This is a genomic window from Clostridium sp. UBA5712 (assembly GCF_002419845.1).
Classification (GTDB): Bacteria; Bacillota; Clostridia; order Clostridiales; family Clostridiaceae; genus Clostridium_J; species Clostridium_J sulfidigenes.
The window spans coordinates 260,721-273,269 of sequence record NZ_DIGW01000014.1 but is presented as its reverse complement, the minus strand read 5'-3'; the positions used below and the strand labels follow the sequence as shown (position 1 = coordinate 273,269).

Annotated in this window: 13 protein-coding genes; 4 read left to right on the top strand and 9 right to left on the bottom strand. The window is 28.8% G+C overall.

Going from position 1 to position 12,549, the window contains the following annotated elements; translation table 11 throughout:
- Positions 1–6 precede the first annotated feature (6 nt).
- From B3B03_RS12360 to B3B03_RS12320, 9 genes are all read right to left on the bottom strand, one after another.
- Positions 7–210 carry a heavy metal-associated domain-containing protein gene (locus tag B3B03_RS12360; protein ID WP_346877457.1) on the bottom strand — a complete coding sequence of 68 codons (204 nt, stop codon included), beginning with the start codon at positions 208–210 and terminating at the stop codon, positions 7–9.
- 164 nt (positions 211–374) lie between these two features.
- Positions 375–563: a DUF1858 domain-containing protein gene (locus tag B3B03_RS12355; RefSeq protein ID WP_346848039.1), complete on the bottom strand. Its 189-nt coding sequence runs from the start codon at positions 561–563 to the stop codon at positions 375–377.
- A 102-nt stretch (positions 564–665) separates the two neighbouring features.
- Entirely contained in the window at positions 666–1,565 is a 900-nt protein-coding gene (gene rocF, locus B3B03_RS12350) for an arginase (RefSeq protein WP_346848038.1), read from the bottom strand.
- Positions 1,566–2,014: 449 nt separating this feature from the next.
- Positions 2,015–2,299, bottom strand: a complete 285-nt coding sequence (locus B3B03_RS12345) for a putative quinol monooxygenase (RefSeq protein ID WP_346848037.1) — start codon at positions 2,297–2,299, stop codon at positions 2,015–2,017.
- A gap of 238 nt (positions 2,300–2,537) precedes the next feature.
- Positions 2,538–3,473, bottom strand: coding sequence for a carbamate kinase (gene arcC / locus B3B03_RS12340; protein ID WP_346848036.1), 936 nt, complete (start codon positions 3,471–3,473; stop codon positions 2,538–2,540).
- Positions 3,474–3,621: 148 nt separating this feature from the next.
- A complete protein-coding gene (argF, locus tag B3B03_RS12335; RefSeq protein ID WP_346877456.1) occupies positions 3,622–4,617 on the bottom strand; it encodes an ornithine carbamoyltransferase in 996 nt (331 codons plus the stop codon).
- 159 nt (positions 4,618–4,776) lie between these two features.
- Positions 4,777–6,009, bottom strand: coding sequence for an arginine deiminase (gene arcA / locus B3B03_RS12330; RefSeq protein ID WP_346848216.1), 1,233 nt, complete (start codon positions 6,007–6,009; stop codon positions 4,777–4,779).
- 128 nt (positions 6,010–6,137) lie between these two features.
- Positions 6,138–7,328, bottom strand: coding sequence for a MerR family transcriptional regulator (locus tag B3B03_RS12325; RefSeq protein WP_346848034.1), 1,191 nt, complete (start codon positions 7,326–7,328; stop codon positions 6,138–6,140).
- Between the two features lie 262 nt (positions 7,329–7,590).
- Positions 7,591–8,616 (bottom strand): low specificity L-threonine aldolase, encoded by a 1,026-nt coding sequence (locus tag B3B03_RS12320; protein ID WP_346877455.1) that lies wholly within the window; start codon positions 8,614–8,616, stop codon positions 7,591–7,593.
- A gap of 238 nt (positions 8,617–8,854) precedes the next feature.
- On the opposite strand from B3B03_RS12320, the gene B3B03_RS12315 reads away from it, so the two are divergent.
- The 4 genes from B3B03_RS12315 to B3B03_RS12300 all read left to right on the top strand — a co-directional run bounded on the left by B3B03_RS12315 (position 8,855) and on the right by B3B03_RS12300 (position 12,537).
- Positions 8,855–9,715: a metallophosphoesterase gene (locus tag B3B03_RS12315; protein ID WP_346877454.1), complete on the top strand. Its 861-nt coding sequence runs from the start codon at positions 8,855–8,857 to the stop codon at positions 9,713–9,715.
- Positions 9,716–9,844: 129 nt separating this feature from the next.
- Entirely contained in the window at positions 9,845–11,308 is a 1,464-nt protein-coding gene (locus B3B03_RS12310; protein WP_346877453.1) for a UDP-N-acetylmuramoyl-L-alanyl-D-glutamate--2,6-diaminopimelate ligase, read from the top strand.
- 109 nt (positions 11,309–11,417) lie between these two features.
- Positions 11,418–12,209 carry an SDR family NAD(P)-dependent oxidoreductase gene (locus B3B03_RS12305; protein ID WP_035132870.1) on the top strand — a complete coding sequence of 264 codons (792 nt, stop codon included), beginning with the start codon at positions 11,418–11,420 and terminating at the stop codon, positions 12,207–12,209.
- 22 nt (positions 12,210–12,231) lie between these two features.
- On the top strand, positions 12,232–12,537 hold the full coding sequence (locus tag B3B03_RS12300; protein WP_035132868.1) for a hypothetical protein: 306 nt from the start codon (positions 12,232–12,234) through the stop codon (positions 12,535–12,537).
- Positions 12,538–12,549: the final 12 nt, after the last annotated feature.

Below are 12,549 nucleotides of genomic sequence, written 5' to 3'. Positions count from 1 at the left end.
CTTTTTTTACTTTACTATATACCCTGTATGAGAAATACAGTCCTTAATTTCTTCTGGAGTTGCTGGACTGTTATAATTTACTTCCACTGTACCTCTTGCTATATCAACACAGACCTGTTGTACACCATTAATTTTATCTAAAGAATTATTTAACTTAGTTCTACTTTCTGAATTTACTAATCCTGAAACATTATAATGTACTGATTTCATTTTAATTTACCTCCAATTATTAGTTTTCTAATATATTATCTTTTAAAAGAGCAATTTTTATGCATAGAAATACTAATTCTAAACTATACACCTTTCATTTTTGTAAATTAATCTATAAAAAAAGACACTACCTATGTAGCGTCTTTAAATCTTATATTTTATTCCTAAATAGCTTGGAGTTTACTTAATAAGTCATCTATTTCTAATCCGTGAACCATACATGCTTCTTCAAGAGTTTCCGCTTGTGCTGAAGGACATCCAACACAACCCATACCAAAACTCATTAAAACTTCTGCTGCTTTCTCATTTTGTCTTATTACTTCCCCAATAGTCATTTCCTTTGTTACTTGCATAACTATTACCTCCATTTTTATTTTGATTAACTTAGATATAAATATATATCATTAAACATAGTATACTACATTTCTACAGATTTAATTATTTAATTTTTATATCTATATTAATTCACCTATTTTTTTTATTAATGCCATACAACTTTTTAACGTAGTATCAGTATCATCTAAACATGGATTAAATTCTACAAAATCCATAGATTTAACTAATCTAGTATTAAATATACTAGTTAATAACTTCTCTGCATCATTTATATTAAATCCATTTGGAACTGGAGTTCCCGTTCCTTTTATTAATTTTGGATCTACAGAATCTATATCAAAGCTAATATGAATATTATTTATTCCTCGTGCTTTTAAACCTTCCAAAAGCTCCTTACACACTTTATCTACACCTATTTCTATTACTTTATCCATAGTCCAAACAGTTAAATTTTTATCTTTAATTAATTGAAGTTCACCTTCATCTAAATCTCTTGCTCCAATTATAAATACATTTTCCTTTTTAACTTTTATACCATTAAAATATAAAGTTGTTAAAGATTCATCTCCAAAACCCATTGATGCAGCTAATGGCATACCATGAACATTTCCTGTAGGACTTGTCTCAAAGGTATTTATATCTCCATGAGCATCAATCCATATTACAGCTAAATCTCCCTGGAAATATCTACTTGAACCAGCAACACTTCCCATAGCTAAAGCATGATCTCCACCTAAAGTTATAGGAAAACCTCCACCGCATAGGGAACTATAAACTGAATTAGCTAAATTCTCAGTTACTTCTATAATTTCATTAATGTATTTTGCATTTACTCCGGCCGCAAAAGGTTGCTTATCCTTTGTATTATTAACATAAATATTACCTAAATCATATACCTTATTTTTATGATTTTCTAATAATTTTTTAATTCCATTTTCTCTTAATTCATCTGGTCCATTTTCTACCCCTGCTCTATCACATCCATAATAAAGAGGTACTCCAATTAAGTTAATATCCATATAAATCCCCTCCGTTAAAATGCCACTTATGTTATATTAGCATTCAGTCAAATTTTACTTTCAAATCCCTATTTCTATTATGTATCTATCTAATATAACGTAGAAATTTATCAGCAATTATTACTTTATTCCAAAACTAATAAAATTACAATAGAAAACTAATATTTATTTTATCGAATATATATATTTTTATATAATAACTGTTATAATATTCACTGTTCTAATGGATAATTATGTGGTTAACTTAAAGGTTTTATAATATATGTAATAAACTTCATTTCATTTTAAAGAATATTTTATAAAAATTTCAATATATTAAACTTTTCATATATTCCATTGCCTGTTATTAAAATATGTATTTTTATACATACATCAAGTTATAATTTAGGAATACTTTCTCAAATATAATAAAGCCTATTTCAATATTATCTTTGAAATAGGCTTTCTATCTATATTTTTTTATAAAGAGTTATTTCTGTTTCTCCCTCTTGAAGTTTAGCGAGTTCTGGTACAAGATTAGTAAAATGTATTGTATTGTTATGTAACTTTATTGCTTCTTCACTCTCCCAAACCTCAATGAATGCAACTACATCACTATTTCTTAAATCTTCGTAAAGATCATACTCTATACATCCAGTTTCTTTCCTACTTTCTTCTATAAGTTTATTGGCTAAATTTTTAAATTCTTCTTTTTTATCTTTTTTTATAGTCTTTTTTGCTACAATAGTAATCATATTCATATACCTCCAATATAAATTATTTTAGTTAATGTTCACCATAATATTTTCCCTACATGCTTTAAGCTTCATAGATTTTAACCTTCACTGAATATAAAAATATAAAAATAGTTAAACACCCTATAAAAGAATTATATCACCTTTACTAAAATTTACATATAAAAATGAGGACTTAAAACAGCTTTCACAGATGCTTTAAATCCTCATACTCTAGTTTTACCCAGATAAAATTCGATTATTTTTCTATTATAGTTCCTGTTATACCATGTAAAGCTTCTTTAGCTTTTTCTAGTGAAGTTATTAAAGCTTTACCATTATTACTAAATTTAACATAGTCCATACATGCTTCTACCTTAGGTAGCATTGAACCTTTAGCAAAATGGCCTTCTTGTATATATTTACCAGCCTCCTCTAGATTAACTTCTGATAGTTCTTCTTGATTTGGTTTATTAAAGTTTATACAAACTCTATCAACAGCTGTTAAAATAACTAGCATTTCTGCATCTAAATCTTTTGCAAGTTTTGCGCTTGATTTATCTTTATCTATAACTGCTGCAACACCTCTAAGAGATCCATCAGATTCCTCTACTACAGGAATACCACCACCACCAACAGTAATAACTATAGTTCCTTGTTCAACTAATTGTTTAACTGTTTCAAGCTCTACAATTTTTTGCGGCTGTGGAGATGCAACTACTCTTCTATATCCTCTACCTGCATCTTCTACAAATGTAAATCCTTTTTCTGCAGCTATCTTTTCTGCTTCTTCCTTACTATAGAACATTCCTACTGGTTTACTTAAGTTTTTAAAAGCTTCATCATTTTCATCAACTACAACTTGAGTAACTACAGTTGCAACATTTTTTCTAATTCCTCTAGATATAAGCTCTGTTCTAATAGATTGTTGTAAGTGATATCCAATATATCCTTGACTCATGGCACCACATTCTGCAAAAGGCATTAATGGAGTATTTGCTCCATTATTTGCTGCAAATTCCATAGCTAAGTTTATCATTCCAACCTGTGGACCATTACCATGGCCAACAATTACATTATAGCCTTCTTCTACTAAATCAACGATGGTTTTTGCTGTATGCTTAACTAAATCTAATTGTTCTTCAGCTGTTTTTCCTAAGGCGTTTCCCCCTAAAGCTATTACTAGTTCCTTCATTTAATTCACCCCATATATAATTTAAATATAAAATATGTTGAGACTACTATATTTTTATCTATGCCTTAAATATAATATTTTATTGTTTAGCTAATTAAATAATAGGTTAAACCCCTTCCTTTCTTAATTTTAAGAAGGGGTTTAATTATTATAGCCCTATAGTTGCAGCCATAACTGCTTTAATTGTATGCATTCTATTTTCAGCTTCATCAAATACTACAGATTGTTTTGACTCAAATACCTCATCAGTAACTTCCATTTCTGTCATTCCAAATTTTTCTCCCATTTCTTTTCCTACTACAGTTTTTAAATCGTGGAATGCTGGTAGACAGTGCATGAATATAGCTTCTGGTTTAGCATTTTCCATTGCAGTTCTATTCACTTGATATGGTCTTAGCTCTTTTATTCTTGCTTCCCAAACTTCATCTGGTTCTCCCATAGATACCCAAACATCTGTATATATAACATCTGCATTTTTTGTTCCAACCATAACATCTTCAGTTAATGTTACAGTACATCCATTTTCCTTTGCAATTTCCTTGCAAGTTTCAACTAGCTCCTCAGCTGGGAATAATTCTTTAGGTGCACAAGCTGTAAAATTTAAACCCATTTTTGCACAAGCAACCATTAAAGAGTTACCCATATTATTTCTGGCATCACCCATATATACAAAGTTAATTCCTTTTAATCTTCCAAACTTCTCTTCTATAGTCAATAAGTCTGCAAGCATTTGAGTTGGATGGAATTCAGTTGTTAATCCATTCCAAACTGGAACTCCTGCATAAGCTGCTAATTCTTCAACTATTTCTTGATCAAAACCTCTATATTCTATACCATCATACATTCTACCTAATACTCTAGCTGTATCTGCAATAGATTCCTTTTTACCCATTTGAGAACCTGTAGGTCCTAAATAAGTAACACCCATACCTAAATCCATAGCTCCTACCTCAAAGGAACATCTTGTTCTAGTAGAATCCTTAGCAAATAATATTGCAACATTCTTTCCCTCTAAATTTTTATGAGGTACTCCAGCTCTCTTTAAATTTTTGAAGTCCTTAGATAAGTCTAATAAATATCTAATTTCCTCTGGTGTAAAATCTAATAATTTTAAAAATGAACGTCCTCTTAAATTAATTGCCATTGTTATACTCCCCCTAATATGTTGTTTTTTATATAATTTTATTTTATTCTTCTTCAGTATTTAATTATTGGATACTTAAAGAAGATTTTTTATTTTACAAATATATTATATTTTTATTTAATTTAAAATACACAATAAATGTTGGTTATATTTGTATTATTAAACCTCACGAATCAAAGGCATAGACATACACCTAGGGCCTCCACGTCCCCTTGATAATTCAGATGATGGTATAACATGAGTTTTTATCCCATACTCTTCCAATATCTTGTTAGTTACATAATTCCTTGAATATACAATAACTTCACCTGGTCTTATACATAAAGTATTAGAGCCATCATTCCATTGCTCTCTTTGTGAAATTACATAATCTCCTCCACCACATCGAATTAACTTTACATCACATTCTAAATATTTCGACAATACCTCTTGTAATGTCATACTTTCCTTAGTAATTTTCACTTTTCCATTTTCCCCTTTAGTTAATTCAAATATTTCAAGAGGTCCTTCTATTTGTGGGTGAATAGTGAATTTATCATAATCAACTTGAGTAAATACTGTATCTAGGTGCATATATGCTCTAGTCTTTGGTATTTTAAATGCTAATACAGTTTCAATTTTGCTATCTGGTGTTTCAAAAAATATTCTCTCTGATATTTTTTCAATTGCCTGTGGAGCTGTCCTTTGAGATATTCCAATTGCAAGAACCTTTTCAGATATATTAAGAATATCTCCCCCCTCTATATTATAATCAAAATCTCTGTCATAAAGCCTATTAGTTCCCTTAAAATCAGGATGATATTTAAATATAAAGTGTGCATATATAGTTTCCCTATTTCTTGTTTCAGAATACATCCTATTTAAGCTTATTGAATTTCCAATGGATGCAAAGGGATCTCTCGTAAAATAAAGATTTGGCATTGGATCTGTAATAAATGGATATGCCTCATTTAAAAAATCCTCTAAATGCCTTGCTTTTGCTTTCTTCAATTCTGACTTACTAATTCCAGCCATAGTCTTTCTAATTAACTCTTCATTGCAATTAAAACTAATTAAATAGTTATATAATTCTTCTTTAACTTGTTCACTCTCTACTTTAGCTTCTTTTATAAACATTTTAATAAATTCATCTTTAACATCTGGGTCTTCCATTACTTTTGCTGCCAATTCATGTAAATATACAACTTCTACTCCATTGTCTCTTAAAACCTGTGCAAAGGCATCATGTTCTTCCTGTGCTACTTTTAAATAAGGAATATCATCAAATAATAATCTCTCCAGATATTCCGGTGTTAAATTCTCAATTTCTGCACCAGGCCTATGCAACAAGACTTTTTTTAATGGTTTAATTTCGCTTGTAACATTTATTCCCATAATTCTTTCCTTTCTTATACAACATTTTGTTAATTAAAAATACTTTATTTAAATTAACAATTTTTTATTTATAATATCAATATCCCATAACCTAAGTAATAAATTAAATTATGTAATATTGTTTTACACAAGTAAAAGTTTACACTCTATTTATTTTTAGCCTTGAACAAACCTAAACTATTGGTTATAAAAATTTCTCCATTTTTATCAATTATTTTTTTTATATAACCTTCAAATTCTTTTTTCTTAGAATCAATAATGTCTAATATATTTCCAGGTATAGAATAGATATATTCTAATATATTATTGGTGTCATTAACTATAAGCTTATCATCATACAAAACTTTCTCTACTGTATTAAAATATTTACTAAGTATTTTTTCCCCATTCTCTAATCCAAATTTACAAGATAACTTATCTTCATATATGCGTATATTACTACTAAAGCTTAACATTAATTCTTGTAACTCCCTTAAATGATTACTTCCAATAGTAGAACAGTATACTACTCCATTAGGTTTAATAACTCTTTTTATCTCAGCCAGAGCTAAATCTATATCTTTCATAAAAAATAATATATGATTAGCAATTACTACATCAAAACTATTATCATCAAAGGGTAATGATGTTAAATCAGTTATTATAAAATTAAACCTTTTAGAATTATCTCGTAAATTTAACTTTGCTTCATTTATCATATCTTCACATATCTCTGTTAGCGTAACCTCTATACTCTCATGTAGATTGTCCATATTTTTAGCCCATAGAACTCCATTACCACAACCTATTTCTAAAACCTTATCCTTCTTTTTGATTTTCATATTATCAAATACCCATGGATACCAACCATACCTATTTGTTGAGAATCTATCCATTAACTTCACACCTTCATTTAAATTAGATGCATCTCTACTACGTTGCAGTAATTCCTTCTCACTCTCTAAAGATTTTATTACATCAATAGCCTCTTCCCATTTCATATTAGAGTTCTCATTCATACTAAATTCAGCTGTTTCTATAGCATTTAATACTACCTTCATATTATTCATCTTATTTTTAATAATACTTTTCTGAAGTTTCAGAGAATTCATCATATCTTCTTTCTTATAATCACAATTTTCTGTGCTTATAATTTCATCTAAGGATAATCCCAGGTACTTTAAAGCTAAGATTTTTTTTAATTTTATAAAATCTTCATCAGAGTAATATCTATATCCTAGGTTATTAGTATATGATGGCTTAAGAATTCCTTTGCTATCATAATATCTAATAGTTCTAATGGTAACTCCTGCTTTCTTTGCAAATTCCCCAGTGGTATAAAATTCATCACTATTCATATTTATCCCTCCAAAGCAATCGTATACCTTACCCTATATTAATATAATAGAAGGTTACGTAAGGTAACTGTCAATACCTTTTTATGAATTTTATTACATTTATACAACATACTTAGTGCTGTATGTAATAATTGTATCATAATTTTGCATAATATTCTTACTTTTTTACTCAACTTCAAACTATCTATCTAATACTTATATTGTTATAAAAGTAAAAAGACAGAATTGACTAGTTAAATCTAGTTTTCTATCTTTTTATATATTAATTATATAATTTCACATCAGCTATAAACTCCAATACTTTTTCCTCATTTGTTGCCCAAGATGTGACAAGACGAATTGCTGAATTCTCTTTATCGATTTTTTCCCAAATCAAAAATAAGTATTTTTTTTTAAGACTATTAATTAATTTATTAGGGAGTATAGGAAAGACTTGATTACTAGATGAATTTATCATAAAACTGTGACCAGCATCTTTAATACCCTTTTTAAGGATTTGTGCCATATTATTAGCGTGAGTTGCTAAATCAAAATATAGATTATCCTTAAATAATTCTTCAAATTGAATTCCTAGTATTCTTCCCTTCGCAAGTAGAGCACCCTTTTGTTTAATATGGTATCTGAAATCCTTTTTTAAAGCATCTCTACATATTATAAGAGCCTCTCCCATTAAAGCTCCCCCCTTGGTTCCACCTATATAAAAGGCATCTACTAATTGAGATAATTCATAGATTTTCATATTATTTTCTTTAGAACATAGCGCAGACCCTAATCGTGCACCATCAAGATATAGATATAAATCATGTTTTTTACATACCTGACTTAACTCTTCTACCTCTTCTCTTTTATATATCGTTCCTATTTCTGTAGAGTTTGAAATATATACAAGTTTTGGCTTTACCATATGTTCATCAGTGTGCTCTTCTATTACAGCTTCTATATTTTTTCTGGTTAATTTTCCATTTTCCACGTCTACAGAAATAACCTTATGCCCTGTAGCCTCAATGGCTCCAGTTTCATGAACTAGCACGTGACCAGTATCTGCTGCAATTACCGCTTCATGAGGTCTTAAGAAGGCTGATAAAGCAGTAAGATTAGTTTGTGTTCCTCCAACTAAAAGATGAACATCTACATCTTCTCTTCTTATTTTTTCCTTAATTAACTTAATAGCTCTTGCTGTAAATATATCTTCTCCATAACCTTCACTCTGCTCCATATTACACTTGATTAATGCCTCTAATATTCTTGGATGCGCTCCTTCACTATAGTCATTTTTAAAGCTATACATAATAATATTACCTCCATTTTTTCATATTCTATCACTTTGCCATAGAAATATCAATAAAGGCTAAATAGACTTATGAAAGGAGTTCTTATTATGATTTTGCACTTATTACATATATGTTAAATATTATACATTTCTCTTTAGTAAAGAAATTTATTTGTGTATACTATAAATAAATTAGTTTTAAAATTGCTATTTAATATAATAGAACATGCTAATAATTAATATAAGGATGTGTAATATGAATATAAAAAAATTAATAATTGTAATGATTTTACTAATATTTATTATAACTTTCTGTTATTGGCAAAATAATAATATAGTTGTAACTAATATAGATTACGTAAACTCAAAAATTCCTAGTGGTTTTAATGGATATAAAATTCTTCAAATTTCTGATTTACATAATAAAGAATTTGGAGCTAATCAAAAAAATCTTATATCCTTAACTAAAGAAATTAACCCGGATATAATTGTAATTACTGGTGATTTAATTGATAGCCGAAGAACAAATAAAGATAATATGAATATAGCTACTTCCTACATTAAATCAGCTGTAGATATAGCTCCCGTATACTATGTATCTGGAAATCATGAATCAAGATCAGATTTATATGATGAATTAAAAATCATCTTTGAAGAATATGGTGTCATAAATATGGACAACATTCATAAAAACATAAAGTTAAACGGTGATACTATTTCTATTCTCGGACTAGCAGACATATGCTTTAATCCCATAGATAGTTCCAAATACCCTAACTCTCCTTTAGGCTTTGATGAAATTTTAGGTAACCTGAAAGCTGAAAGTAAAAACAATTTTACTATCCTACTTTCTCATAGACCTGAACTAATTACCTTTTATGCTAAAGAAAATATAGATTTAGTATTTTCCGGACATGCCCATGGTGGACAAATTCGCCTTCCTTTTTTAGGTGGAATTATAGCTCCAGATCAAGGCTTTTTCCCCAAATATACTAATGGAATTCATAAATTAACCTCTACATCCTTAGTAGTTAGTAGAGGTCTTGGTAATAGTCTCGCTCCTCAAAGAATATTTAATCGTCCTGAATTAGTAGTTGTAACTTTATCAAATGAATAATTATTTAACACTAAATCATTTTTTAATAAGCACTTTTTGCATTATTTTAAGCAATATAAACACTATTTATAGGAAATCTACTCCGTATAATAAGAATATACGAGTTTATTTAATTGCGGAGGAATAATTATGAAGTTATATAAATTGCTTAATCAAATTAGTTACATTTTAATAAATGGATATGTGGATATAAACATCGAAAACGTGAGTTATGATTCTAGAGAGATAAAGCCAAACTCCTTATTTATATGTATAAATGGTAATAATATTGATAGTCATAATCTTATCGATGAAGCAGTTGAAAATGGTGCTATTGCCATATTAGTAGAGAAAGATATTATTTATTCAAATAATGATATAGTTATGATAAAAGTGAAAGATACTAGAATTTCTTTGGCTAATATATGTAATATATTTTATAAGGAGCCCTCAAAAGGAATAGAACTTGTAGGAGTAACAGGAACAAATGGGAAAACTACAATTACACATTATATTAAAGATGTATTAGAATCCACTGGAAAAACTGTAGGTGTCATCGGCACCTTAGGATTCAAACTTACCAATCAAAAAGTAAATATTAGCAAAACTACTCCAACTACTCCTGAAGCTTTGGAACTTCAAAAAGCCTTTAGAGAATTTAAAGATAATAATGCCAACAGTGTCATTATGGAAGTTACTTCTTCTGCTCTAGCAAAACACAGAGTAGATTTTTGTGATTTTGATATAGGAATATTTACCAACTTATCTCAAGATCATTTAGATGAACATGGTACCATGGAAGCATATAAAAGAGAAAAAATGAAGTTATTTTATAAATGCAAATTAGGAATTATTAATATTGATGACAATGTTTCAAAAGAAATAATAAAAGAAGTGCCATGTAAAATACTAACTTATGGAATAGAAAATTCAGCTGATATTCAAGCTACTGATGTAATGTATAGAAGGAATTCTGTTAGTTTTAAAGTGAATTTTAAAAAAACTTGTAATGAAGTTAATGTAAAAATTCCCGGTAAATTTACCGTATACAATATATTAGCTACAGTAGCTGCATGCTATTCCTTAGGAATGAGCATTGAGAACATTATAACACTACTCCCCAATATTAACCCTGTTCCTGGTAGAATTGAATTGATAAAAAACAACTTAAATAAAAATATAATAGTAGATTATGCTCATACTCCAGATGCTTTGGAGAAACTCCTCATTATGGCAAGAGAAATAACCTGTGGACGAATTATTACCGTCTTTGGTTGTGGCGGAGATAGAGATACAACCAAGCGTGGAATTATGGGTAAAATAGCTGGCTCTTTATCAGATTATTGTATAATTACTTCTGATAATCCTAGAACTGAAAATCCAAGATTAATCATCGATGATATAGAATTAGGAATGTTATCTACAATGACTCCTTATGAAAAAATTATTAATAGAAAAAATGCTATAGAAAAAGGATTAAAAATACTAAAAGATGATGATTTGCTTATAATTGCTGGAAAAGGTCATGAAGACTATCAAATTATAGGTAAAAGAAAATTTCATTTTGATGATAGAGAAGTTGCTATAAATGCCATTAAAAACTTTTTAAAATAAGACAATCTATTATTGATTAATGGCTTATGGATAATTTTCCATAAGTCATTATTTGTATAAGAAGAATTATAAGTGAAATAAAACACATACTAACCTAGAGGTGATAATATTGAAACACATATTAATAACTGGTTGTGGTTCTGGTCTTGGACGTAAAGCAGCTATAACCTTGGCCAGTAGAGGTCACTATGTTTATGCAACCACTCATACCGATGAACAGGCATACAAATTAAATATGTTAAATAGAAAATGGAAACTTCCCATTGAAAGCTTTAAGTTAGATGTATTGTGTAAAGAGGATAGAGAAAAAGTAAGAGACTTACCTATAGACGTACTAATAAATAATGCTGCCATAGGAGATTCTGGCTCCGTAGCTGAGATAGATGTAAACAGATTTAGAGCTACTTTTGAAACCAATGTGTTTTGTCCTATAGAATTGACTCAGATTGTTTTAAAAGGAATGATAAAAAGAAGAAAAGGAAGAATTATATTTCTATCTTCCTTAACTGGTCGCATGGCTATACCATTTTTATCGCCCTACTGTTCTACTAAATTTGCCCTTGAATCCATTGGGTATTGTTTAAATAAAGAACTTAAGCAACTTCCAAGAGTGAATATTCCTGTAATCTTAATTGAACCTGGTTCCTATGCTACAGGTTTCAATCAATTAAATATAAGTAAACAGTTTAATTGGATGAAGGTAAACTCATACTTTAAAAATAAAATAAATAAATTACAGAGGAAACAATATCTATACTTTAAACTAACTGAATCATCTAATTTGGATAGCATAGTTATGAAATATGTAGCTGCTACAGAAGAACCTCACCCTAAATTTAGATACATAGCTCCTTGTGTTCAGGGATGTGCTGTAAAAGCTAAAAACATATTAAAAAACTAATTATATTATAAGGAGGCTCATAATGAATAGCAAATATAACAATAACTTTGAAGAAATTCTATTTAAGCCAAAAGATATTATTTCTTCTATGGATGATGATTTAGACTATGTAACTACTTTAAATAAAGATCTAGATCATATAAAAATTAATGATGATTTCTCCAACGAAGAACAGGTTAAGGATCAACATACAATTCAAACCCAAAACTCTAAAAATATACTAATAGATTCATTAGGTAAAACTGAGAAAGGTCATGAAACCCTAAGTAATCTTAGTGATAGAAAAGACTCTGTAAATCTAAATAGCTTACCTTTAATGAATAAATAAATGAAGCCATAA

Excerpts from the sequence above, each read along its gene's own strand:
- argF (WP_346877456.1), bottom strand. The coding sequence starts at position 4,617 with ATGGCAATTAATTTAAGAGGACGTTCATTTTTAAAATTATTAGATTTT.
- B3B03_RS12300 (WP_035132868.1), top strand. The coding sequence starts at position 12,232 with ATGAATAGCAAATATAACAATAACTTTGAAGAAATTCTATTTAAGCCA.
- B3B03_RS12325 (WP_346848034.1), bottom strand. The coding sequence starts at position 7,328 with ATGAATAGTGATGAATTTTATACCACTGGGGAATTTGCAAAGAAAGCA.
- B3B03_RS12355 (WP_346848039.1), bottom strand. The coding sequence starts at position 563 with ATGCAAGTAACAAAGGAAATGACTATTGGGGAAGTAATAAGACAAAAT.
- B3B03_RS12310 (WP_346877453.1), top strand. The coding sequence starts at position 9,845 with ATGAAGTTATATAAATTGCTTAATCAAATTAGTTACATTTTAATAAAT.
- arcC (WP_346848036.1), bottom strand. The coding sequence starts at position 3,473 with ATGAAGGAACTAGTAATAGCTTTAGGGGGAAACGCCTTAGGAAAAACA.
- rocF (WP_346848038.1), bottom strand. The coding sequence starts at position 1,565 with ATGGATATTAACTTAATTGGAGTACCTCTTTATTATGGATGTGATAGA.
- B3B03_RS12360 (WP_346877457.1), bottom strand. The coding sequence starts at position 210 with ATGAAATCAGTACATTATAATGTTTCAGGATTAGTAAATTCAGAAAGT.
- B3B03_RS12345 (WP_346848037.1), bottom strand. The coding sequence starts at position 2,299 with ATGATTACTATTGTAGCAAAAAAGACTATAAAAAAAGATAAAAAAGAA.
- B3B03_RS12320 (WP_346877455.1), bottom strand. The coding sequence starts at position 8,616 with ATGTATAGCTTTAAAAATGACTATAGTGAAGGAGCGCATCCAAGAATA.
- B3B03_RS12315 (WP_346877454.1), top strand. The coding sequence starts at position 8,855 with ATGAATATAAAAAAATTAATAATTGTAATGATTTTACTAATATTTATT.